Source organism: Brevibacillus sp. JB24b, assembly GCF_051713385.1.
GTDB lineage: Bacteria > Bacillota > Bacilli > Brevibacillales > Brevibacillaceae > Brevibacillus_B > Brevibacillus_B laterosporus.
The window spans coordinates 2,171,625-2,192,625 of record NZ_JBNVQV010000001.1; the positions used below are offsets into that span (position 1 = coordinate 2,171,625).

The 21,001-nt window shown below is 37.8% G+C and carries 40 protein-coding genes; 35 read left to right on the forward strand and 5 right to left on the reverse strand.

The window, feature by feature from the left end:
- Positions 1-8 precede the first annotated feature (8 nt).
- Positions 9-1,166 carry a site-specific integrase gene (locus ACQV1I_RS10600; protein WP_116333840.1) on the reverse strand — a complete coding sequence of 386 codons (1,158 nt, stop codon included), beginning with the start codon at positions 1,164-1,166 and terminating at the stop codon, positions 9-11.
- 226 nt (positions 1,167-1,392) lie between these two features.
- Here ACQV1I_RS10600 and ACQV1I_RS10605 point away from each other — a divergent pair, with 226 nt between their 5' ends.
- From ACQV1I_RS10605 to ACQV1I_RS10620, 4 genes are all read left to right on the forward strand, one after another.
- Positions 1,393-2,058 (forward strand): hypothetical protein, encoded by a 666-nt coding sequence (locus ACQV1I_RS10605; RefSeq protein WP_116333841.1) that lies wholly within the window; start codon positions 1,393-1,395, stop codon positions 2,056-2,058.
- Complete coding sequence (locus ACQV1I_RS10610) at positions 2,055-2,570, forward strand: accessory gene regulator ArgB-like protein (RefSeq protein ID WP_116333842.1); 516 nt, start codon at positions 2,055-2,057, stop codon at positions 2,568-2,570. The genes ACQV1I_RS10605 and ACQV1I_RS10610 overlap by 4 nt, the downstream gene beginning before the upstream one ends.
- 139 nt (positions 2,571-2,709) lie before the next feature.
- Positions 2,710-3,084: a LytTR family transcriptional regulator DNA-binding domain-containing protein gene (locus ACQV1I_RS10615; protein ID WP_116333843.1), complete on the forward strand. Its 375-nt coding sequence runs from the start codon at positions 2,710-2,712 to the stop codon at positions 3,082-3,084.
- A 341-nt stretch (positions 3,085-3,425) separates the two neighbouring features.
- Positions 3,426-3,581: a hypothetical protein gene (locus tag ACQV1I_RS10620; RefSeq protein WP_161555073.1), complete on the forward strand. Its 156-nt coding sequence runs from the start codon at positions 3,426-3,428 to the stop codon at positions 3,579-3,581.
- Here the strand turns inward: ACQV1I_RS10620 and ACQV1I_RS10625 are convergent.
- Positions 3,576-4,187: a hypothetical protein gene (locus tag ACQV1I_RS10625; RefSeq protein ID WP_116333844.1), complete on the reverse strand. Its 612-nt coding sequence runs from the start codon at positions 4,185-4,187 to the stop codon at positions 3,576-3,578. The genes ACQV1I_RS10620 and ACQV1I_RS10625 overlap by 6 nt on opposite strands.
- 23 nt (positions 4,188-4,210) lie before the next feature.
- Between ACQV1I_RS10625 and ACQV1I_RS10630 the strand changes: the two genes are divergently transcribed.
- Entirely contained in the window at positions 4,211-4,387 is a 177-nt protein-coding gene (locus tag ACQV1I_RS10630; RefSeq protein WP_161555074.1) for a hypothetical protein, read from the forward strand.
- Positions 4,388-4,398: 11 nt separating this feature from the next.
- On the opposite strand, the gene ACQV1I_RS10635 is transcribed toward ACQV1I_RS10630, so the two are convergent.
- Positions 4,399-4,761: a helix-turn-helix domain-containing protein gene (locus tag ACQV1I_RS10635; RefSeq protein WP_116333845.1), complete on the reverse strand. Its 363-nt coding sequence runs from the start codon at positions 4,759-4,761 to the stop codon at positions 4,399-4,401.
- A 156-nt stretch (positions 4,762-4,917) separates the two neighbouring features.
- On the opposite strand from ACQV1I_RS10635, the gene ACQV1I_RS10640 reads away from it, so the two are divergent.
- The 18 genes from ACQV1I_RS10640 (at position 4,918) to ACQV1I_RS10725 (ending at position 13,573) form a co-directional block, all read left to right on the forward strand.
- A complete protein-coding gene (locus ACQV1I_RS10640; protein WP_161555075.1) occupies positions 4,918-5,151 on the forward strand; it encodes a helix-turn-helix domain-containing protein in 234 nt (77 codons plus the stop codon).
- A gap of 11 nt (positions 5,152-5,162) precedes the next feature.
- On the forward strand, positions 5,163-5,393 hold the full coding sequence (locus tag ACQV1I_RS10645; protein ID WP_116333847.1) for a helix-turn-helix domain-containing protein: 231 nt from the start codon (positions 5,163-5,165) through the stop codon (positions 5,391-5,393).
- Between the two features lie 131 nt (positions 5,394-5,524).
- Positions 5,525-5,773, forward strand: a complete 249-nt coding sequence (locus ACQV1I_RS10650; RefSeq protein WP_018673273.1) for a helix-turn-helix domain-containing protein — start codon at positions 5,525-5,527, stop codon at positions 5,771-5,773.
- A 22-nt stretch (positions 5,774-5,795) separates the two neighbouring features.
- On the forward strand, positions 5,796-5,984 hold the full coding sequence (locus ACQV1I_RS10655) for a hypothetical protein (protein ID WP_116333904.1): 189 nt from the start codon (positions 5,796-5,798) through the stop codon (positions 5,982-5,984).
- Between the two features lie 4 nt (positions 5,985-5,988).
- A complete protein-coding gene (locus ACQV1I_RS10660) occupies positions 5,989-6,159 on the forward strand; it encodes a hypothetical protein (protein WP_161555076.1) in 171 nt (56 codons plus the stop codon).
- 57 nt (positions 6,160-6,216) lie between these two features.
- Entirely contained in the window at positions 6,217-6,465 is a 249-nt protein-coding gene (locus ACQV1I_RS10665) for a hypothetical protein (protein ID WP_116333848.1), read from the forward strand.
- The gene (locus ACQV1I_RS10670) at positions 6,449-6,706 is read left to right on the forward strand and encodes a hypothetical protein (protein ID WP_116333849.1); all 258 of its coding nucleotides are present in this window, start codon (positions 6,449-6,451) and stop codon (positions 6,704-6,706) included. Before ACQV1I_RS10665 ends, ACQV1I_RS10670 begins: the two co-directional genes overlap by 17 nt.
- Positions 6,703-7,188: a siphovirus Gp157 family protein gene (locus tag ACQV1I_RS10675; protein ID WP_116333850.1), complete on the forward strand. Its 486-nt coding sequence runs from the start codon at positions 6,703-6,705 to the stop codon at positions 7,186-7,188. Before ACQV1I_RS10670 ends, ACQV1I_RS10675 begins: the two co-directional genes overlap by 4 nt.
- A gap of 10 nt (positions 7,189-7,198) precedes the next feature.
- Positions 7,199-7,795 carry an ERF family protein gene (locus ACQV1I_RS10680; protein WP_116333851.1) on the forward strand — a complete coding sequence of 199 codons (597 nt, stop codon included), beginning with the start codon at positions 7,199-7,201 and terminating at the stop codon, positions 7,793-7,795.
- Positions 7,788-8,198 carry a single-stranded DNA-binding protein gene (locus ACQV1I_RS10685; RefSeq protein ID WP_116333852.1) on the forward strand — a complete coding sequence of 137 codons (411 nt, stop codon included), beginning with the start codon at positions 7,788-7,790 and terminating at the stop codon, positions 8,196-8,198. The genes ACQV1I_RS10680 and ACQV1I_RS10685 overlap by 8 nt, the downstream gene beginning before the upstream one ends.
- Positions 8,199-8,211: 13 nt before the next feature.
- Positions 8,212-8,559 (forward strand): HNH endonuclease, encoded by a 348-nt coding sequence (locus ACQV1I_RS10690; protein WP_116333853.1) that lies wholly within the window; start codon positions 8,212-8,214, stop codon positions 8,557-8,559.
- Positions 8,560-8,572: 13 nt separating this feature from the next.
- Complete coding sequence (locus ACQV1I_RS10695) at positions 8,573-9,598, forward strand: replication protein (RefSeq protein WP_438769178.1); 1,026 nt, start codon at positions 8,573-8,575, stop codon at positions 9,596-9,598.
- Positions 9,599-9,601: 3 nt separating this feature from the next.
- A complete protein-coding gene (gene dnaI / locus ACQV1I_RS10700; protein ID WP_116333856.1) occupies positions 9,602-10,528 on the forward strand; it encodes a primosomal protein DnaI in 927 nt (308 codons plus the stop codon).
- Positions 10,512-10,790, forward strand: a complete 279-nt coding sequence (locus ACQV1I_RS10705) for a hypothetical protein (RefSeq protein WP_116333857.1) — start codon at positions 10,512-10,514, stop codon at positions 10,788-10,790. The genes dnaI and ACQV1I_RS10705 overlap by 17 nt, the downstream gene beginning before the upstream one ends.
- Positions 10,791-10,802: 12 nt before the next feature.
- Positions 10,803-11,528, forward strand: a complete 726-nt coding sequence (locus ACQV1I_RS10710) for a Rha family transcriptional regulator (protein WP_116333858.1) — start codon at positions 10,803-10,805, stop codon at positions 11,526-11,528.
- Between the two features lie 2 nt (positions 11,529-11,530).
- Positions 11,531-11,740 (forward strand): hypothetical protein, encoded by a 210-nt coding sequence (locus tag ACQV1I_RS10715; RefSeq protein WP_116333859.1) that lies wholly within the window; start codon positions 11,531-11,533, stop codon positions 11,738-11,740.
- Complete coding sequence (locus ACQV1I_RS10720) at positions 11,709-12,122, forward strand: YopX family protein (protein WP_116333860.1); 414 nt, start codon at positions 11,709-11,711, stop codon at positions 12,120-12,122. Before ACQV1I_RS10715 ends, ACQV1I_RS10720 begins: the two co-directional genes overlap by 32 nt.
- Before the next feature lie 431 nt (positions 12,123-12,553).
- Positions 12,554-13,573, forward strand: a complete 1,020-nt coding sequence (locus ACQV1I_RS10725) for a DNA-methyltransferase (protein WP_236645763.1) — start codon at positions 12,554-12,556, stop codon at positions 13,571-13,573.
- Here the strand turns inward: ACQV1I_RS10725 and ACQV1I_RS10730 are convergent.
- The gene (locus tag ACQV1I_RS10730; RefSeq protein WP_116333862.1) at positions 13,570-13,770 is read right to left on the reverse strand and encodes a hypothetical protein; all 201 of its coding nucleotides are present in this window, start codon (positions 13,768-13,770) and stop codon (positions 13,570-13,572) included. The genes ACQV1I_RS10725 and ACQV1I_RS10730 overlap by 4 nt on opposite strands.
- Positions 13,771-13,860: 90 nt before the next feature.
- On the opposite strand from ACQV1I_RS10730, the gene ACQV1I_RS10735 reads away from it, so the two are divergent.
- The 6 genes from ACQV1I_RS10735 to ACQV1I_RS10760 all read left to right on the forward strand — a co-directional run bounded on the left by ACQV1I_RS10735 (position 13,861) and on the right by ACQV1I_RS10760 (position 16,810).
- Positions 13,861-14,868 (forward strand): DNA cytosine methyltransferase, encoded by a 1,008-nt coding sequence (locus ACQV1I_RS10735; RefSeq protein ID WP_116333863.1) that lies wholly within the window; start codon positions 13,861-13,863, stop codon positions 14,866-14,868.
- Positions 14,869-14,916: 48 nt separating this feature from the next.
- On the forward strand, positions 14,917-15,333 hold the full coding sequence (locus ACQV1I_RS10740) for a hypothetical protein (RefSeq protein ID WP_116333864.1): 417 nt from the start codon (positions 14,917-14,919) through the stop codon (positions 15,331-15,333).
- On the forward strand, positions 15,330-15,632 hold the full coding sequence (locus ACQV1I_RS10745; protein WP_116333865.1) for a BC1872 family protein: 303 nt from the start codon (positions 15,330-15,332) through the stop codon (positions 15,630-15,632). Before ACQV1I_RS10740 ends, ACQV1I_RS10745 begins: the two co-directional genes overlap by 4 nt.
- Positions 15,633-15,823: 191 nt before the next feature.
- Positions 15,824-16,219 (forward strand): hypothetical protein, encoded by a 396-nt coding sequence (locus ACQV1I_RS10750; RefSeq protein WP_116333866.1) that lies wholly within the window; start codon positions 15,824-15,826, stop codon positions 16,217-16,219.
- Positions 16,220-16,255: 36 nt separating this feature from the next.
- A complete protein-coding gene (locus tag ACQV1I_RS10755; protein ID WP_268878065.1) occupies positions 16,256-16,390 on the forward strand; it encodes a hypothetical protein in 135 nt (44 codons plus the stop codon).
- 228 nt (positions 16,391-16,618) lie between these two features.
- Positions 16,619-16,810, forward strand: coding sequence for a hypothetical protein (locus tag ACQV1I_RS10760; protein WP_116333867.1), 192 nt, complete (start codon positions 16,619-16,621; stop codon positions 16,808-16,810).
- Positions 16,811-16,877: 67 nt separating this feature from the next.
- On the opposite strand, the gene ACQV1I_RS10765 is transcribed toward ACQV1I_RS10760, so the two are convergent.
- On the reverse strand, positions 16,878-17,012 hold the full coding sequence (locus tag ACQV1I_RS10765; RefSeq protein WP_268878066.1) for a hypothetical protein: 135 nt from the start codon (positions 17,010-17,012) through the stop codon (positions 16,878-16,880).
- Between the two features lie 184 nt (positions 17,013-17,196).
- Here ACQV1I_RS10765 and ACQV1I_RS10770 point away from each other — a divergent pair, with 184 nt between their 5' ends.
- The 6 genes from ACQV1I_RS10770 (at position 17,197) to ACQV1I_RS10795 (ending at position 20,777) form a co-directional block, all read left to right on the forward strand.
- The gene (locus tag ACQV1I_RS10770; RefSeq protein ID WP_116333868.1) at positions 17,197-17,703 is read left to right on the forward strand and encodes a sigma factor-like helix-turn-helix DNA-binding protein; all 507 of its coding nucleotides are present in this window, start codon (positions 17,197-17,199) and stop codon (positions 17,701-17,703) included.
- 55 nt (positions 17,704-17,758) lie between these two features.
- The gene (locus tag ACQV1I_RS10775) at positions 17,759-18,370 is read left to right on the forward strand and encodes a hypothetical protein (RefSeq protein ID WP_116333869.1); all 612 of its coding nucleotides are present in this window, start codon (positions 17,759-17,761) and stop codon (positions 18,368-18,370) included.
- 296 nt (positions 18,371-18,666) lie between these two features.
- Positions 18,667-18,996, forward strand: a complete 330-nt coding sequence (locus ACQV1I_RS10780) for a hypothetical protein (RefSeq protein ID WP_116333871.1) — start codon at positions 18,667-18,669, stop codon at positions 18,994-18,996.
- Positions 18,997-19,185: 189 nt separating this feature from the next.
- A complete protein-coding gene (locus tag ACQV1I_RS10785) occupies positions 19,186-19,521 on the forward strand; it encodes a DUF2829 domain-containing protein (RefSeq protein ID WP_236645752.1) in 336 nt (111 codons plus the stop codon).
- 99 nt (positions 19,522-19,620) lie between these two features.
- Complete coding sequence (locus ACQV1I_RS10790) at positions 19,621-20,103, forward strand: TIR domain-containing protein (protein WP_116333872.1); 483 nt, start codon at positions 19,621-19,623, stop codon at positions 20,101-20,103.
- Positions 20,104-20,141: 38 nt separating this feature from the next.
- Positions 20,142-20,777 (forward strand): hypothetical protein, encoded by a 636-nt coding sequence (locus tag ACQV1I_RS10795; RefSeq protein ID WP_116333873.1) that lies wholly within the window; start codon positions 20,142-20,144, stop codon positions 20,775-20,777.
- The last annotated feature ends 224 nt before the right edge of the window (positions 20,778-21,001 follow it).

The window sequence follows — 21,001 nt, forward strand, 5'->3', positions numbered from 1 at the left end:
TTATTACACTAAAGCGCATTTTTCGGGAAAAAAATCGCATTTTCAAGAGATGCAATTGCTTCTTGTTGCATCGTCATACTAACGTGACTATATCTGTCTAATGTAATTCCTATGTTTGTATGTCCTAACAATTCGGAAACGATTTTAGGATGTACGCCAGTTTCGAGTAGAAGTGTTGCCACTGTGTGTCGTAGATCGTGGAAACGTATGCATGGCAACTCAGCCCCTTCTAAAACCCTTCTAAATTTCCGGCGTACAGATGCAGGAATGTAAGGCAGCCCATCTTCAGGACGACAACATACTAGACCGTCTATATTGTAAGAAGGTCCAAATAATAATTTACTTTGTGCTTGTTCAGCTTTGTGCTGTTTCAAGGGGCCGATAAGGCTTTCTGACAGAGAAATAATTCTCTCGCTACTTTTTGTTTTTGGAGGAGTTAATTGATGTACTCCGTTAATTCTAATAAGCTGTTGTCTTACGTGAATAGTCTTTTTCTCAAAATCAATATCTTTCCATGCTAATCCAAACACTTCCGCATAGCGCATACCAGTTGTTACAGCCACTAGAACGGGAATACAAATTTCCTTTCCTCTTACACTTTCTACTAATTTTTGAACTCCCTCTCTAGTAAGAACGATTGTTTCTTTCTTTTCTACTCGTGGTAATTCTACTAGCTGTGCTACATTCCGACTAACCATTTGCCAGCGTTCAGCATTTTGAAGAGCTTTGTGTACTAATCCGTGGATGTGTCGAATTGTAATAGGGGATACTCCGCCATCTTGAAACTTTGCCCCATCTTTTAATAAATCACTGTACATCTTCTGTAAGTGTATAGTCTTTAAGTTTTTTAACTTAATATGACCGATTCTTGGTATAATGTACCGTTTTACACGTTGCTCATATGTATAATGCGTGGTGGCTCTTGTGGATGTCTTAGCGTAATTTTCTAGCCAATATTCCATGTATTGGTTTACTGTCATATCACTAGTATCAACGGTTAGGCCAGTTTGAAGTTCATGAAGTTTTTGGGTCAAAGCTTGTTGGGCTTCTTTTTTTGTGATGTAGCCAGAAAACCATTTTTGTTTTCGTTTACCTGTTGACTCGTCTCGTGGCAATTCGACTACAAAGCACCATTTGTCACCGCGTTTTCTAACATGCCCTTTCATCGTTCTTCCCCCTTACGCTGAATAAAGTTCATCTATAAAATTTTGCAAACCTATTCACACAAACGATGGAAATGAATAGCTAAAGATATGAAATATATGCTCCTAAAAAATATTATACAGTAAAACTTTGATGATTATAAAAAATTAATAATCTATAGGTGGAAAGAAACGAAAAGGAAGAGTAAAATGTTAATTGAAGTAAAAAAATCAGTATTGGGGTATGAAGATGGATATTTTGTTATACCTTGTATTTGGCGTACTAGACCAGATGGCTATTATGATCATTGCGTTTAAAATGTTCCGATTTCCTGTTACAAACTATTTGAGGGAATTTTTGCTAATCGCAAGTATATTATCGTTAATTTCTTACTTTAATAGGGTTGTGCTTGATATACCTCAATATGACACCGGCATACAGTACATAGCGTTGGTTTTATTTTTTAGACATATGTTAGAGTTTAGATTATACGAGGCTACTTTAGTTGCAGCTACTGGCTGTATAGCTTTTACAGGTATTCAATTTGTGGCACTTTCCTTGTTGCTAAAAACTAGTCTAGTAAATCTAAATGACCTAGGGCAAGTTACAGAGCTAGGAACTTTCATCATACAGTTTGTTGCCGATGCTTTGGTGGTTTTTGTTGCATGGCTCTTGAAATCTCTAAACTTAGGCTATAGTTTTATTTCTCAGCCTCCGCACAGTATGACCTATAAACCAGAGAAGAATAAATTAACGTTCTTTTTAATTTTAGCAATTGGATTGACCTTCTTTGTTCTAACAACGGTTTTATATGTACTTATTATGAGCCAAGCCAATACAGTAATTATACTTGCATATGTCTTAATTCCACTTGCTATTCTACTTTGGCTTTTGAGGAAACGGGATTACTTATGATTGAGAAAATTTCAAAGAAAATTGCTACACAAATTAATAAGGCAAATCCTGATCAAACAAGTAGCATTGCTGTTTTAACCTATTCTATATCTGTGACCATCAATTTTTTGGTGGTCTTGATATTTTCATTTCTATTTGGGTCTATATTCGGGAAACTGATTGAAACAATAATAGCCTTGTTTTCGTTTATGTTGCTGAGAGCGTTTTCGGGTGGATATCACCTAAAGTCATTAGATGGATGTGCAGTGGTTACTATAGGTATCATGTCAATTATTCCGCATATTCCAATGACTTCTATGCCCGCCGTTGTATTAACTGCTATTTCAGCTCTCTTGGTACTGATACAAGCTCCCAACAATGTCTATGACGAGGTGAGGGTGCCAAAGGCAAAGTATTTATTACTTAAAATGGTATCGGTTCTGATCGTTTGCTCTAACTTTGTGTTTATATCTCCGATACTATCATTGTCTTTCTTTGTTCAATCTGTTCTATTACTCCCTAAAAGGAGGTGAGACATCATGACAAACAAAATGGCAATTACACTTTCTAAATTTTTTGCTGCACTTGCAAGCCTATATGTAGTTAGTTTCAAATTCACAATCGGTAGTCCTGAAGTGCCAGCAGAATTAAAAAAGTAAGTGAGTGTACAATATGACAATGTTTTCAGGTGCTCGCTTAGAAGGTACTGACATCACTGACATTGAAGATTTTGACATTGTAGAGGTCAATAAAGTTGACCTCTACAAACCTAAAAACTCGAAAAATGGTGTACTAAGATACTATACCAACAAAGGGGTATTTCTTGGACTAACGACTCTTGAGGATGTTGCCCAAAAGTGGGAAAAGTTCGGTTTTATGCAATTAGACCCTGTAAATGTTGTAAACATAAACGCAATAAAATATATAGTAGATGATTTTTTTTCAATCCGAGCGTATTTCGAAGACGGTTCATTTGCCGCAATTTCAAGACCTAAATACAAGAAAATAGAACACTTAGGAATACCAAAAAAGGATCGTCCAGAGTAAAACGGGCGATCCTTTTTTGGTGAGGAATTATAAAACAACATATTATAAAAGTCAAGAAAAATCGTCCGCGGACAATTGTTGTACAAAAAACGCAAAATTCGACATAATTTTCACTAAATAGATGATACCATTTTATCAAGAAGAATTATTTGAACTATTACCTAGAAAAAGCGTAGGTACAAGTTCTTGAAGTTATCGAGGTAGGCAATCAAGGAGAAGTGTTCTGAGGTAAGTTAACATTATCTAAATATGAAGTTGAGCATTGCTCAAATATAAGTTCCATAACAAGATGAGAGTGTAGTATAATAAGAACTAATGTTCGTTTCTTAGGGGGAAGGAATATGTCGGCTGTTGTAGATTACACAGAAGGAAACATCCTTAATTTTGTCTTTAGTGAGCAGGCTAAACAGGACATAACACTACTTTGTAAAAATTATCACGATAACCCTCAGGCGAAAATAGTAATTGATGCATTAATAAAAAACCGTTCCTTATGAACGGTTTGGTCTATTATGTAATATTTCTAGGGCATCCACTTTTTCTTTTCTATCTTTAATTAATTCATCTAATCTACGAATAATTTTTTGGTACATATTATAAAATGGTAATAAGGTATTGTGGGACACGTGAAAATTAGTACCATTTAAAGAGAACATATCGTTTGTGAATGAACCGATTTGTTGAGAAAACCAATCTGTTTCAAAAATTTTTTCTTCAGTATGTTCAATCGCATTTCTTACTTTACGATATTTATTTAGGTGTTTGTATTCATCTGTTATTTCCCTTAATTGCAGGTCCGTGTATTCGTCAGAAATTTTTTCAGCTAGTTTATAAGCCTTATCTAAACTACAGATACAAAAGTAAATGTCTCCAAAAAATTTGGTTACTATTACTTTATTTTCTATGGATGCTCTATTGTTGTTATCGAAATACTGGAGCTGTTTCTTATCTGAAAGAATTCTGTCCATTTGTATAGTTGCTAGGTTAATGTAAAACTCAAAATAATGAAGAGCTTTTCCTATATTGTCTAACTGCTCTTCATCAGATAACATTGGATTGGTAAGATAGTACTTAATCTTTTTACTTTCAGTCAATATTTTCATTAGATAACCTCCTGGAGGAATTCATGACGAATTATAATATCGAGTGTTCTTATACAAATAAAGAAGGACTAGGGATAAGTGAAACTATAGTTGAGGAATCTTGGACTTGTGGAATTGAAGAAGTTATCTACTTATTAAAAAGAAAAGCTGATACAAGTAAACCAATAGACATAAAGATAAAACAACAAAACCGTTCATAAGGAACGGTTTTTTATTTGTTATCTGTGCCATCTTTCTCCATAGCTCTGATCCCAGCAGCGATAATAGATATTTGTTCCAGAAAATATTTGCGTTTATCACTTGGGAGTGACGCTAATATTTTTTTTATTTCTTCTGCATCTGGAGTAAAGTCTTTTGTTTCTTTTCTTGGTGTTGGATCGTCAGTATTGCCAACTAACCAATCTACTGAGACTTCATATAGATTAGCTAAAGTTTTCAATGTCTCTGTATCAGGTTCACTGACCCCTTTTTCATAACCACTTAAAGTCTTGTTGTTAATACCTGTATAAGTCATCACTTGAGTTTGTTTTAAATTTTTCTGATCCCGTGCCATTCTTAATCGTTCTGGTCTCATATAATAACACCCCACATTTAAGAAAATAGTATCATTTTTCTTAGCCTCATAGAATTTTTTCTTAAAATCTTAGAAAAAAAGCTTGATTTCTTGGAAACTAAGAATTAAAATAAGAGTATAAGTTCTTAGATTTTAAGAATGGAGGTGCAGAAAACAGTGCACAATCTAATTAGAGCTTACGTAAAGAAAAAAGGATTAAAATTTAACTATGTAGCTGATAAAGCAGGAATAGAAAGAAAAAAGTTTTATAGATTGATAAATGGTCAAACCACTTTGACTCTTGAAGAATACGAGCGTATTTGCCGTTTATCTCTAGAAGTAAGTCCGGCATATTTTTTTGAAAACAAGTTCTTAGAAACTAAGAATGAAACTAATAAAAAACCAGCATAGGAGTTGAAAAAATGAACAAACAAAACGATTTCCTATCATTCGAAAGTCTACCGCCATTATTAAAGATACCTGAAGTTGCAAAGGTTCTTAGGGTAGATAAAAAATACGCATATGAATTAGCTAAAAGAAAAGATTTCCCAGTGACTAATATCGGAACTGAAAAGAGACCTATGTTAAGGGTTTTGAAATATGAATTAGCAAATTGGATTGAAAAAATTTATGGGCAGAAGTTCACTGCCTAGAAAAATTCCCCCGGTGAGCAGCCGAGGGAAAGCATGAAAGATGAACACACTTTAATTGTAAAACTATTTATCAAATATAGCTGTTCTTATTTGGAACAAATTGGAACGAATTTGAAGAAGGAGAGAGAAAAGTGAAGAAGTTTGGAGCGATACTGCACGCTTGCAGAGAAAGAGCAGGGTTAAGCCAAGAGCAATTAGCCGAAAAGCTCAATCGTTCAAGAAGTTGCATAAGCAAGCTGGAGACAGATAAGAAAACGTTGGATTTCCAAACGGGACTAGCGTGGATAGAAGCCACAGGAGCGAAGGAGGTGGCTGTAGCGTTCTTCTGTGGAATGGATGGGATGTCCATCATGCAAAATGTTCTATCAGTAATGGTGTAAAGGAGGTGAGAAGTTGAAAGAAATGCTGGATGGTTTGGATGAAGAGGAGCTATATCACATTGTAAATGGGATGCTCGATCAATCTACGATAAGCCTCCAGAATGGCGATCCTATTGACGCTAAAAAGAAGCAAATCATAGCAGAAAAGGTTTTAAACATTAAGTTATCAAGACAAGCTGAACAAATTGAAAGAATCCTGAAAGGGAGGTGAAAATGTGAGCATCGAGACTGCTGAAAGAAAGCTCTTGTTCTATCAGAGAATGATGGTCGTAGCCAAAACAGATGGAGACACCATTGCTTACGAGATTTATAGGCAGATCACTCGTGAGATTGAAAAAACGATAAGAGAACATGGAAAAACCGCCTGCAACGAACAGACGGCTTAAAGAACCTAGCAAAAAGTTGTACCTCTACCATAACAAATAATTGGAGGTTGGACAAGCATGGAAAGAAATATCAGAACCGTTCAAATGGAACTAAACGAACAAAATCGTGCTATCGAGCGCTTAAATACAGAAATTAGATCGATGGATGAAGAAATGCGTGCCTTAGAAGAAAAGTTCAACAAGATCGGCAGAGAGCTAGCTGAAATGGAATCAACAAGAAGTGGATTACAAACAGAATTATGGCGCTGTGAAGATCATGCAGCAGCCTTAGTACGGGAGGGAAAACGTCATGCCAACATTGCTTGACTTTCCAGAGTATACAGAGCGTGTTGAACCAGATCGGCAAGGGTATCTCCTTCATGGCATTAAATCCTTTAATGAACCGGGGGATGAGCTAAGGGAAAAGGTAGAAAGCATTAACGAGGATTTAAAATACCTACTTTTATCTTGGGAAGAGTTTTCATCAGAACAAAATTTTGAATATCTAATGGATGTGAAAAAACACTTTGACCAAGTGATGAAGCTCTACGGAGGTGTTGGACTGTGAGGCTGTATGATCTAGCTGGCGCTTACGCAGAGGTTGCACAAATCATAATGGATGATGAGACGCAAATAGAGGCTCTAGGCGACACCCTCCAATCCCTAGAGGGTGCTATCGAAAACAAGGCTGATAACATTGCAAAAATGGTGCGTAATATCGCGGCTGAAGTAGACATGATTAAGCTTGAAGAGGTTCGTCTAGCTGAACGTAGGAGGCGCCTAGAAAAGAAGCAGGAGGGCTTAAAACTCTATCTTAAAGAGCAACTAGAGATTGCCGGATTACAAAAGGTAAAAACGCCAATCTTCACTATTTCCGTAAGAAAAAGCCCCGGTTCAGTACAAGTGGTAAACGAAATTGAAATCCCACAAATGTTCTGGGTAACGCCACCACCGATTCTTGATAAAAAGTCGATGTCAGAACGTTTGAAATCAGGTGAGGAAATACCAGGAGTAACGCTAGTAAAAGGTACTTCCTTACAGATCAAATAGGAGTGAGAACATGAGTGTATACAAAAAGATTCTCGCTGTCATGAATGATGTCTCGTATCTCCAGAAAGACGACCAAGTGGAGTTTAAAACCACGAAATATAAGGCTATCTCAGAAGAGAAAGTAACGTCTGCTGTAGGAAAAGCAATGCGGGAACATGGGCTTGTGATAATTCCTATTCATCAAGAGCATTCCAAAGTGGATCAGCTTACCACAGTGAATGTTCGGTACCGGATTGTTGATGTAGATACAGGGGACAACATAGAAGCCGTTTCAAGTGGAACAGGAGTAGACACACAAGATAAAGGTGTAGGTAAGGCTATGACATACGCCTATAAATATCTGCTTCTAAGAACCTTTGCAATTCCTACAGGAGAGGACCCAGACAAAGTAAGTTCTGCTGAACTAGATGAAAAACCAAAAGCTCAACCGAATGTTAGCAACGGTAAAGAAGCTACGTTAAAAGCTAAATGGCAGTTACTCGCTGGATCGCTAAATGGATTTGATGATTGGTATCAGAAGAAGCGAAGTGATGATCATACTGACCAAGATATTGAACAGTTCTTAACAGAAAAGCTAAAAGAGAAAGGAGTACAGCAAAGTGCTTAACCGAGTAATCCTGATCGGCAACTTAACAAAGGACCCTGAGTTGCGCTATACCTCAAACGGTGTTGCAGTAACCACTTTCACTCTAGCAATCAATCGTCCTTATTCGGGGGCAGGAAAAGAAAAGGAAGTTGACTACATCAATATTGTGGCGTGGCGACAACTAGCTGATCTATGCGCTCAATACTTGGCTAAAGGTAAGAAATGCGCTGTAGAAGGTCGATTGCAAACTAGAAGCTATGACAACAAAGAAGGTAAAAGAGTCTTTGTCACTGAGGTAGTGGCTGAAAGTACACATTTCCTAAGCTACAAAGATGGACAAGCTGATCAATCTACAAATAAATTTGATGATCCTTTCTCTAGTAACAAACCAATCAATATTTCAGATGATGACTTACCTTTCTAGGATGGTGATAAACATGGGAATTTTTGATGAAGTAAGAGCCGTACAAAAGCCGAATTTCAAGCGTAGAACGAAAAAGCGTATAGCCCGGGGAAGAATTTCCCCGGAGGTCTACAAAGAAGTAATGGAGCGAGATCAGGGGCGTTGTGTGCTATGTGGCAAGACTACATGGTTACAAGCACACCACATCATCTTTAGAAGCGAGGGAGGCACTGGAGAGGCGCATAACATTGCTTTAGCTTGCGGACCTGTCGGCCAGAAAGGGACATGCCATTGGAAGGCTCATCACACGAAGGAAGGTCGGCAAGCGTTTCGGGATTATCGAGAAAAGGTGCTGCTTCCGTTGTATCAAGGCGCATCGTAAAGGAGGGAGTAAGATGGCAAACCCACAAACAGAAAAGGGGCATATGCGAATAGCTAATGATATATGGGTAGCTATAATCAAGCGCAAATTTACGCTACGTCAACGAAACATCTTAGATTTTATCCTTCGGATGAGTTGGGGCTGTCGTAAAAAAAGTGCCGTAATCCCAATGCTTAAAGACTTTGAATTGTGTGGAGTTCGAAAAGAACATATAAGGATCGAGCTAGAACATTTAGTAGCCATGAATGTACTTATGTGGGACTCAAATAGAAATGAATATTGGTTCAATAAAGACTTCGATCAATGGAAAGTAACCCCTGTGAAGGGATGGTCAGAAGAAAGATTTAATGAACTGATCTCAATGAATTTAGGTAACAAAGTTACTGAAACGGTAACCGGCTTACCGAATCAGCAACCAAACCAAAACAGTAACTCAGTTACTAAATCAGTAACTCAGTTACCAAAAAAGAAACTCAGTTACTACAAAAAAAGAGTTACTCAGTTACAAAAAAGGCAACTGGAAAGTGACGAAAACCCTTGCGGATCTAAGGATGAAGTGGTGCCTAAAACCATTCTTTTAAAACCATTAAATAATATTGTTATTACTGATAATGACACCATCCCTCTTGATGAGGAGGAAATTCAAAACAGTAACCCGGTGGAAGAGTTAGAACAGCATTTTCTGATGAGACGTGGAAAAGGAACGATGGTAAGCCCTCTTGATTTAGAAGCCATTCAACGTCTTTTGAGTAAGGGGATCACTACTGAGGTAATCAAACGAGGTATTGATAAGGCATTCGATGATTTTTCAGCTAAAGGGAAGTATGGGGCCATTAACTCGGTAAGGTATTGTGTACCAATCATTGAAGAGCTTTGGGCACGTCAACGTGGCCTACAAGTGTTACCAGGTGGACAAAATACCTTGCCTCCATCGACTGGAAAAGCTGCTATTACAGAGCCGGAAGGTAACTTTAATCCAGAAGAAGATCAAGAACTACAAGAGTTGCTCAGTCAGTTGAAAACAGCTCAAGGAGGGTAAGGCATGCAATCGGTTGGAGAAGCATTGGGATCTGATGACTTAAAAAAACGAATATCCCTTTTTGACCAAGCAGAAAAAGAATTAAAAGCCCATCCTGTAATAGCTGATTTGCTGAAGAACGAGCATGAACATAACCATTTTTCGATAGGTGACCTACACCAGTATTTGACGGAGTACAACAATTGCAACAAGTGTCCAGGATTAGAAAAATGCCCAAATACGTTAAGAGGTTATCGTTTAGAGCCTCATGCAAACGGTGGATACGGCTCACAATTCAGGATGTCACCTTGTAAGCTTCAACAGGGATATGAGATGCAACAAACGATAAAAAAGCATGTTAAAAGTCATTGTGTTCCTGACCACATTCTTAATACCACATTTGAGAAATTGGACAAAGACCAAGGAAGAATTCATGCGATTAAACGCATCCTTACCTTTTGTCTAAATCTCGATAAAGGAAAAACAACCAGAGGCTTGTACATACATGGAGACTTTGGAGTCGGTAAAAGCGCGATGGCTGGAGCGATTACACAAGAGTTAGCCAAGAGAGGTGTAGATGTAATTATGGTCTATGTTCCTGATTACGTCAGCGAAGTAAAAGCAGCTATTCGAACTGGGGAAGTAGAAGAGAAGTTAAAAGCGCTAAAAGATGTTTCTGTGTTGATTCTCGATGATATCGGAGCTGAACAATTAAGTTCGTGGGTTCGGGATGAGATTATTGGCCCTATTTTACAAAGTCGAATGGAGAAATATCCGACCATCTACACATCTAATTTAACACTGGAACAACTCGAAGCCCATCTTTCGCAGACCAAGGATGAACCAAGACCGAATGTGATAAAAGCAAAGCGTTTAATGGATCGGATAAAACCTTTTGTAGAAGTATGCGAGGTAAAGGGGAGAAACAGAAGACATGACAATATCGTTTAAACGACTTACACAAGATGAGCTTAGCGAAATGCGTAGTGACATTTTTCGAGGGCGTCCAGACAGAGTGACAACACATGATCTACAGCGCCTAGTAAACGAACGAGATGCATTTGAATTTATGGTGAAACAGCAAGAGGCAGGGCAACAACGAATCAATGAGTTTCTAACAGTCCTAGAGATTCAGAGTCAATTGGAAGAACAAATTAAGGAACTTAAACAACGGTTGGAAAAATATGAGCCTTCACTAAATCAGGCTGTTTAGGAGGAATCAAGCATGAATCAATTAGTCTTTATTCAAAACAACCAGGTAGTTACTGATAGTTTGACAATCGCTGAGGTATTCGATAAGCGTCATGCGGATGTATTGAGAGATATCGACGGTCAAATCGAGAAATTAGACCAAGCAGGAGAAAGTGAATGGGGTCTACGCAACTTTGCACACACCCAGTACCAGCACCAACAAAACAAACAATGGTATCCAAAATATGACCTTACCGAGGATGCCTTTGCTCTAATAGCTATGAGTTATGTAACACCAGAAGCAATGAAAATGAAAGTGAAGTTCCTGGACCAGTTCAAGCAGATGAAGGAGCAAATAAATAACCCTCTAGCTGGAATGAGTAAAGAGCTTCAAGCCATTGTGATGATTGATAAACGGACGGTAGAAATCGAAAATAGATTGTTCAACCTTGAGCAAACCAAGACAGTAGATTACAGCCAGCAGCAAGTTTTAAATTCGCTTTGCAAGCGCAGAGTAATGGAGATTATCGGTGGTAAACAAAGTCCAGCATATAAACAAATCGTGTTCAAAGTGTTTAAAGCAGCATGGAATGAGTACCAGGAATATTTTGCAGTTAACTCTTATCGGAACACTGCAACTAAAGATTTCGAAAAGGCAAAAGAATTTTTACAGAGATGGACGCCACGTGGCAAGTTGCTTCGAGAAATTGAAGAGGCGAATGGTCAAATGAACATGTTCGATGGATTCAAAGGAGCGTAGAAATGAACAGCCAGAAAGCAGTATTAGCTCTACAAATTACCTACTTTAAAAATTACATCCATGAGTTAGAAGAAGATATCAAAAACGTGCAATATGTCTACTCCAAAAGAATCCTAGAGGGCAGTCTTAAAGACTATCAGAAGGGCTTGGCAGAAGTTCAAGCTAGATGGGAGGCACTAGATGCGAGAGATAAAGTTCAGAATTTGGGATAAAGTAAATGAAATCATCATTCAAGACGACGGGCATTTTTATATTACAGCAGATGGAGATGTCATTGGTGTAAACGATGACTTAGATATTTCTGAGAGTGTTATCCTCATGCAATACACCGGACTCAAAGACTGCAACGGCAAAGAGATATATGAAGGGGATATTTTCCAAGCAGGCAGCTATCCACTAACTAAAGAAGATGATTACGTGGGTGTAGTTGAATATGACCATGATAGATTTTGGGGCGTAAAGAGAGTTAAAGCTGGCTCAGATGTACGAGGTATTTCAGACGGTATGGCAGATGGTCTTTGGGAGTTTATAGATGAATCAATTGAAATCATCGGCAACATCTATGAGCATCCACATCTGTTAAATCAAGAGTGAGCAAACGGAGGGAGAGCATGAACGAACACAAGCTTGACCAGAGCAAAGGCCATAAGAAAGGCAAACCATATATTCATGTACCAAAACATATAAGCGAATGGGCAAGGAACAGTAGTACAAACGCCAGAGTAAACAACTACAGAAAAGGCACCGGTAGAGCGTTCGGTAAATAAAAATAGGGGAGCGATCCAAGATGAATACACAGGACAATCAAATAGTTAAAGAAATATTTAACAAAGAGCAACTAGATTGGCAGAAACAAGTCATTCGAGAGGAGATGGAAACCGAATGAATTACGGCTTTACATGGATAGAGATTGACGAGGCTCAGGCGTTGCGAGAGTGGGCGGAGAAAGCGAGTGGGGATTGATGGATGAAAGTATAGAGCAAGTGGACAAAATCCTTCAAGGTAATAGCTTAGAAGTTCTCAAGATGCTTCCAGATCAAAGCATCAACTGTTGTGTAACTTCCCCCCCGTACTGGGGACTACGTGATTATGGAGTAGATGGCCAATTAGGTTTGGAGCCTACACCAGAAGAATTTGTGGCCAATATGGTTAGAGTCTTTAGAGAAGTTAGACGGGTTCTCAAAGACGATGGTACGCTCTGGCTTAATCTAGGGGACAGTTATTGGGCTAATAGGAGCCAAAACGGTTTACCTTGGAAAGATAGTGATAAGCACAAAAATCATATGATCCGTGCAGGTGGTAAATCTCATGAATACTTAAAACCCAAGGACCTAGTTGGAATACCGTGGCGAGTAGCATTAGCTCTACAAGCAGATGGTTGGTATTTACGGTCTGACATTATCTGGAGCAAACCAAATCCTATGCCTGAGAGTGTAGGGGATCGACCTACTAAGGCACATGAATACATTTTTTTATTGTCTAAATCAGAAAGATACTTTTACGATGCTGAAATTATTAAGGAGAAAATGGCTCAATCAAGTTTAGAGCGACTCTCTCAGAATATTGAGAACCAAGAGGGTTCGTATCGAGCTAATGCTGGAGGCAAAACGAATGGAAACATGAAAGCAGTGGGCGGCTCTAAAGGAGCATTTGGCCCACTGCAATCACGAAAAAGAAATGGAAACAAAGAACGTAAACATGGTGGAGACAGAGGGCGTCCTGAATCGAACCCAGGAAGTAGTATCCCACGGGAGGGTTCAACAAGAAATAAAAGATCAGTTTGGACAGTAGCGACAGCAAAAACAACAGGAGCGCATTTTGCTGTGTTTCCACCAAAGTTAATAGAACCTTGTATATTAGCAGGTTGCCCTCAAGGTGGAATAGTACTTGATCCATTCACGGGATCCGGAACAACTCCAGTTGTGGCCAGAAATTTAGGCCGAAAGTATTTAGGGATAGAGTTAAATCCTGACTATATCAAAATTGCAGAAGATCGGATTAAGAGAGAAACGGCTCAAATGAACATTTTTGAATTTGGCACTTAATTAAACCCATATCCGGAATGGCCAAACACCAAATGCACGACATGATACTGATTCACAGGCAGATCAGGAAACACGAACCGGACGTTATCGCTGTTCCGGATAGCTTCTACATCAAACACTATGCCGTGTCGTCGAAACTTTCTAATCAATCCAGCAGATCGGCTACACGGCACTAGATAATAAAACGATTTTTGCATGATATCACTCCTTTTGATAGAGCATATCTCTATCATTCGGAACAAAAAAAGAAAACAAATGACGATGGTTAGTAGCGAGAGGTGAACACAGTGATAAAAATACTTGAATTGTTTGGAGGTATCGGAGCACCGAGGAAAGCCCTTATAAACCTCGGGATAGACCATAAAGCTATCGACTACGTGGAATGGCAAGCGAACAGAGTAAAGGCATATAACGCTCTTTATGACCACCTACACAAACCACAAGATGTTAAAGGATGGAATTTAAAGCCTGACATTCTAGTTCATGGGTCACCTTGTCAAGATAACAGTAGAGCAAATAAAAAACGCAAAGGCACTGCTGAAGATTCACGTTCACAATTAATGCTTGAAACGCTGCGGATAATCAAAGAAATGGGTGAATGGCGACCGAAAGTTGTTATTTGGGAGAACGTGAAAGGTGTACTTGATCGTAATGTAGTGCCAGTTTTTAATTATTATCTTCAAGAATTGAAAATGTTAGGTTATACAAACTCCTTTGATGTATTAGATGCTAGAAATTTCGGTATTCCACATGCGAGAGAAAGAGTGTTTTGCATCTCGTTATTAGGAAATATAGCATTCGATTTTAGTAAGTTAAAATTCAAGCCAACGAGGAAAATAAAAGAGTTTTTGGAGTATGGACCAGACGATGAAATTCCGTCGCAATACCTAATAAATATTCCATCGATGTTAAGTAAAATTAAAGAATTTAATCCTAAACCATTAGGAAGCTATAAACGACAATTAGACGTTATTAATGATTATTGTTACACCATAACCGAACGGCAAGATAGATGCCCAAACGCTGGAATTATTCGACTAAACAAACCGCAATATCGTTATTTGACAGAGCGAGAGTGTTGGCGATTATTAGGTTTTGATGATGAAGATTATGAGCTTATGTTAAAAGAATTTCCAAGCAAGAAAGGGAAGCGTAATGCAACTCTTTATGCTCTAGCTGGTAACAGCATCGTGGTAGATGTGCTAGAAGCAATTTTTGAAGTGTTGCTGACAGGAAACCACGGGCAAATAGAAATCAATATTAACAGATCCGGTCAACTGGAATTGGTTTGTTAAGCTATTCAACGGCCAGCAGATCATTTGGGACAAAAATAGGAGGCGCTTATGAGTAAATACCAGATAGATTTAGTTGGAAGCTCAGTATCAAATTGGCGTGAATTAAAAGCTGTGATCGAAAAACAAAGTAGTCTGCTTGACGAATACTTTTATGTTTACTGTGAAGACAACGCGGAAGAAGCATACATTTTCCTTTCTGATACAGAATTGACCGACTGGCTGCAAAAAAAGTTTTACGATTGGGGCTATTGGGAATGTAGCAGATTGGATGGTTGTATGGATGACATTAAGGTGTGGAAGTTAATTCCAAAGGGTAGAGTTGATCGTTATCCGGATTTATACAGTGATGCAAAGCCAACGTCTATTGTAGCTGATGGTAAACGATACTATCGCGAAGCAAAAGTAATCTGCCCCGAACCCATGATTTCAATATCGGTTGTATCGAAATTGGAGGAAGCACAATGACCGAACAACAGATCATTGTAACACTGGCAACTAAGGTAATGGGGTGGGAACGGTATCAAGAAACAGACTTTTGGTTTGGCGACAACGGCAATTTGTTTAATTCTAGTCTTTGGAACCCACTAGAAAACATAGCTGATGCGTGGATGATTGTTGAGAAATTCAAAAACGGTGATCCGATACTTCGGGCAAAGTTTGCAGTGCTTTTGCCTGTTCTCATCTACGAGATTGAACCAAAAGACATTTGCAAGGCTGCTATGGAAGCAGTCACGCAAAGTTCATGGAGTCGGAATAATGCTTAATATCAATACATTTGAAGATATATGGGATTACCGATCTTACACCAGATGGTATCACGTCTTATGGTTCCCTTTTTTCGCCTATACCTTGTTATTCATCTGGTTTTTAGTTTTTGTTCCGTACCAAAATTTAAAGCGATTAGCTAGCAGGTTAAAGAAATGGAAATTGTGATGAATGGGAGAGAGGACAAACGATGAAGATAAAGGCGATTTTAGAAGTAGAAATTGATATTGATGAATCTACGTATCACGGCCTTGATGTGAATGTAGTAGATGCGGTGAGCGATACGGAGGCTTATAAGGAAATTGAAGACAGGGCTAGATCAATCACTACACAATGCATAAGTGCAGAGGTAATCGAGGAGGAAGTTGGTCTATATGAGCTATTTACACGAACCTTTGGCTTTGAGCCATGCCAACATACCATTGATGCAATTAAGGAAGATGTTAGTTATGCAGTAATTGATGAAGGGGCCTCTCTTAAAAGGGTGTTTCAACTCGCTAAAGATTTTTACGACGAACATAAGTCATACCAGGACGATATAGCTTATTGCTTTGAGGTAGCGCTCTCTGATGAAGGGCTGATTTAACACAACACACGATTTATAAATGGGGTGGCGGGAACGATGAAAAAACATGAAGTCTTATCTGCTTTAGACAGAATAAGAGAAATGACGGATGCAGAAATTCAAATGAATCCAGATTGGATACGCAAAGTAGCTCTATCTGCTTACACGTTGATTAAGCAGAAATCTAAGTAAACACAACACACGATAAATGGGAGTTTTCAAGTGGCTAAAACAGTCAAGTTTAGTATCGTGATTAGATGTCCACAGCAAATAGAAATCGGTTCCGGAATAAAACAAGATGGGAAAATGCTGATAGTTTCAAAGATTAAAAAGGTAGAGTACGTATCTAACAGATTAGTTTTAGTAAGTGGAAATGCAACTATTTAACAAACCATTACTTGTGATAAGGGAGGATGCAAAATGAACGAAAAAGAAATGCAAGATATTATTGTCTCCGTAACAGATAAATTATCATGGTGGGCTTTAGGGTTAAAGTCGGTTCGTATGACCAAGGCAGATTATGCGGAACTACAAACAGTTGTTCAGCCACTGTTTGATGCGGCAAAGGTAATAGAAAAAGCTAGGGAGGAAGCCAATGAGCAGAGAGATTGATGCTAAGACATAAGAAAAGCCCCCGTTAGGAGGCGATTCTTTAAAATGATATGTAATTAATGCGGAATTAGCAACCAACGATCTCTCCCCATGAATTACAATAACAGCCATAACATGTTCCATCAGGTTGAGCAGCACTTGCAACACCAGCAACAGACATAATCATTGCAACAGCAAAAGTGATAGCTAGAAACTTTTTCATATTCTCACCTCCAAATACAAAAGATAATAGAAAGTTCTGATAATGGAACGTTCTGACAACATATTACCATACCTGTATATATTTGGCAATCATTAGAAACAAAAAAGCTCCCTCATCGGAAGCCATGGAATATACGTTCGTCAAAACTATTATACCATGAGCAGATGGTGAGGGGGAATGATTGATGAACACAATGCAAGAACTTTTAAAAGAGTACAAAGAGACAAGAAAGAGTTTGAAAAAAGCATACGCTGATCTAAGAGCAACAGAGACAGTTCTTGATGATCCAGAAAGACGCTACCTCTCTGAAATGATTAGCGATGTAGAGTATGTAATTGAATGGCTGGAGACAGGGCGCAGACCAGAGAGTAAACGTGGAATTGAGAGAAGAGCAGACTACCAAAGAGAAAAGTCAGTAGATCCTATCAGAATGCAGGCTTTTGTTTTTAGAGGAACAGCAGGTAGTCCCTGCAATCTTACAGAGTGGGAAAAAGAACAACTAGAGGACGCGTTATGCTGCCTGTCACCAAGAGAAAAAGAGTGCTATATCCTAACTCACGGTGAAGGATTTTCATTTGAGGAAACGGCTAGATTTTTGTGTATTTCGAGAAGTAGTGTACAAACACTGGTAACACGGGCACAAAATAAAATTGCAAATCGTGTAGTTTCAAGCCTATTCCTTGTTGGATAGGCTTTTTATTTGTAAAATATGGGTAAACCATAATTGTTTAGACGAGAGGGATCCTATGATTTGGGCATATGTCATACCAGTAATTCTATTAATTATTTTATGTTTACAAAAGTTAAGTGATAGAAGCTATTTTAGGGGGGAATTATACGAAGTTCATCGGAAATTAAAAACTAATTTAGGGATGGCTGGGTTTTATGGAAGCATCAACGGAGATAACTACGATAATGCTTTGTATTACTTAAAGAGCTTGCGATTGGAAGAAAAAGAATTAAAAAAGCTTAGTTTGATTATAAAGAAAGAAAGTTCTAGAAATAATCACTCGATTCAAATTACAACTGTCATTTATAGTGTTATTGCTTCCGTTATAGTAATGGTGTTTTCCGTATTATTCGGATCCACAATTAGCTCAATATTCAGCAACTATTCTAATCTTATTTTGACGAAGGTTGCAGAGTTTCAAAAAAAGGAACACCAAGAAAAAATAGATTCGGTAAAAACCGCTTTGGATGGGTTAGTAAATTTTACTCTTGAAAATATGGTTTTATTGATCTTGGTGTTAGCGCTATTTATTTATATATTTTATTTAGCAAATGATCTACGAGTGAAAAAATCAATATTATTACAAGCTATTGTGGATGAGGTTTTAAACGACAGGGTGAAAGAATGAAATCCTTGTTATACGAAGGCTATCAATATTTCAATAAAAGGAAAGGAAGAAGATTCTGAAGAAATTAGAAAAGGAAATCCAAATGAGTTTAAGAATAATTGTAGGTAGTGTGGTTCTAAGTTCAATAACTTACTTTGGAATCTCATTGTATTTAATGGGGGTAACTATAGCTAGAGACGTATTAATAAGTGTAACCACAGGTGTTTTTACTGGATGGGTCATAACTGCTTACTATAGAAAGAAAGACCGTAAACAGAAAATATCCATATTCGTTATATGGCTTACAGAAGTATTTATTGAAGCTTAAAATAATAATTCAAGACATTCTTATCTTACATAAAGAACATTATGATGTTGATGAGGAATTTTACAAGCAACATTTAGAAAAACTCCGTGATTTACTAGTAAACGAGCCTTATGAAATAACTCTAGATTTACTGGATGATCAGATAAAAGATTCCAAGACTAGAGAAGCACGATCATGTGCTTGGGAAGTGATAGGAAGTTTAAAAGAAATCATGTTAGACAATCGTTCACATCCTTCTAAAGATCAGATGATTATTTTTGAGAGTAAAATTATAAGTGCAAGACAAAAACTAGTAGGTAGCTACCAAAAGTACAAATAAAAGTTCATGAAGAGACCAGCTAAAATATTAGAGTGACTCACTCCTGCATGGTGTGCTTTAGTATGTGAATGACGAGCCTGTTCCTTGTGGGATAGGTTTTTTTGTCATGCAAAAGCCACCTATAAGTAGAAGGGTAAAACGAGATATTCGATAATTGAGGGTTATGAATAAATATAAAGGAGATGTAAAATGAAAATTTCTCATGAACTAAACGGGATAACTTTGGAAGAAATGAAAATGTTGGGCGTTACATTTGGAGTTGGTTTAGCAATTTATTTGATGAAAGAAGAACGCATTCGAGTAGCACGTAAAGGATGGAATGGAAAAGATATGTTCCTTGTTTATCAAGCAGGTTATCCAGATGGCATTCCGATTAACAAGAACACAACCGAAGCAACTGGAATACAAGAAGGAACAGTTTGCAAGTTTCAACCGTACATCATGATGAAGACTACTGATGGTAGTTTTGTTCCTTGGGGTGCTTCACAAACTGATCTATTATCTACTGATTGGATAGTTAAATAGTAATAAAGATTAAAGGAGTATATTCGACAAAAATAAGCAGGATTTCCCATTTTTCGTGTAGAAACCTTACTTATTACAAAATATAGGGAGGTAGTTGATTTGGCACGAAAAGTTTTTGTGAGTTATCATCATGCAAATGATCAAACTAAGGCTGACTATCTACGAACTACTTATGGTGCAGATAACACCTTAATTGATCGATCTCTAAAAGATGCTTATGATACTGTAGATAATGATGAAATATTAAAACTTGTTAGGACTTATCATTTAAACGATTCGACGGTAACGATAGTTTTAATAGGGAGTGACACAGCGAATCGAAAATGGGTAGATTGGGAAATTTATTCTTCGTTAAGGCCATATGGAAGTAGAACTAGAAATGGATTACTGGGTATATATTTACCAACAGCTACTCGGACACCGGATCGATTACAAGATAATATCAATAGTGGGTATGCAGTCACAATGAAATGGGAGAATATATCATGGCAGCTCTCGTCAAAAATTGAAGAAGCCTTCCAAAATAGAACTAAGGTAGAGTTAGTAAAAAATTCTCGTGTACGTAGAACAAGAAACAGCTAATGACCCGTGGGAAAAGGCGTCAAGGAGGAAGACGTAAAGTGTTAGTATTAGCTGTTATTTTTTTGGTTGTGTCCATTGTACTTTTTTTAAACTATTGGTTCGCGTCGTATAATCCAGGAAAATTAGTTATATCAGCTCCGTTTGAAATAGGGTCATATGAATTTGATCGGGCTTCTCTTACAGGAGAGGAAATGGATATTGCTTGGAAATTATATGTTCAATTAACTACTCGAAAAGCTGCTATACCAGTGAGTGAGGATGATATCATTATTGAGATATATGACTCATGGTATGAGCTTTTTAAATCAACAAGAGAATATTTAGTTGCACTTCCCGCACAAGTTCTAGAAGGTAATGAAAATGCACAAAGTATAGTAAACTTATCCACGGAAGTATTAAATCAGGGCCTACGGCCTCACTTAACAAAATGGCAAGGCAAATATCGTAGATGGTATGATTCACAAGCTCAAGATCCTGCCAATAAAAACGTTTCACCCCAAGAAATCCAAGTTAGATACCCTCATTACAAGGAATTAATAGCTGATATAAAACGTGTTAATATTGAACTTATTAAATATGCCGAAGAGTTAAAAAGATTCAGTTATGAGAAACCTCCGAATTTCTCCACGAAGGCAGTTGCTTGGTTTGATAATATTTGGAATAAATTGAAGTGAAATCGTTTGGAAGAAAAAGCGTTTCAAAATTAGTTGTAAGTTTTTTCAATAAAATGAGGATAACCGGAAAATAAGCAAGATTAGGCAAGCACCCACGCGGTGCTTTTTTCTTTTACATCAGGTGGGATACATACTTGGAAACCAAACTACTAATAAATGGGTTACTCGATTGGATAACCTTTTTATGCTCAGCACACAGGGAACTGCCTTGGTGAGGTCATGAC